Raw genomic sequence first — 664 nt, 5'->3', positions numbered from 1 at the left:
AAATTGTTGCTCGAATTGCCGATGGTTCCGATTTCGTGGACTTTAAGCCAGAGTTTGATAATCAAACCGTCTGTGGTTTTCTGAAAATCGAGGGGCACGCATGCGGCTTAATCGGAAACAACGGACCGATTACCCCAAAAGGCGCGGCCAAAGCAGCGCAATTCATCCAACTTTGCGAGCAGTCCAACACCAGCTTGCTGTTTTTTCATAACACCACAGGCTTTATGGTCGGTACGGATGCCGAACAAAACGGCGTTATCAAGCATGGTTCAAAAATGCTACAAGCCGTGGCGAATGCCACAGTACCCAAGCTTACGATTGTCGTTGGCGGTTCCTATGGTGCGGGCAACTATGCGATGTGCGGCCGAGGATTAGACCCTCGCTTCATCTTCGCATGGCCTAATTCTCGCACCGCGGTAATGGGTGGCGCGCAGGCAGGCAAAGTGCTGCGTATCGTTACTGAAGACAAACACGCAAAAATGGGCAAAGAAGCCGACCCGGCAATGCTAGACGTATTAGAAAAAGCAACGGCCGATAAGCTCGACAAGGGTTCTACCGCACTCTACGGAACCGCACGCCTTTGGGATGACGGGCTCATCGACCCACGAGATACGCGAAAGGTTCTCGCCTTTTTACTCGATATTTGTGACGAAGAGCGTCGCCG

Annotated in this window: 1 protein-coding gene; it reads left to right on the top strand. The window is 51.8% G+C overall.

Translation table 11 applies throughout. From position 1 onward, the window contains the following. Positions 1–664 (top strand): carboxyl transferase domain-containing protein (locus tag A3751_RS18150; RefSeq protein ID WP_304439052.1); only part of this gene is annotated, 664 nt, incomplete at both ends.

The sequence above is a fragment of the Oleiphilus sp. HI0080 genome, from assembly GCF_001635135.1.
The sequence above is the reverse complement of the archived record's forward strand: the minus strand, read 5'-3'. Positions and strand labels throughout refer to the sequence as shown.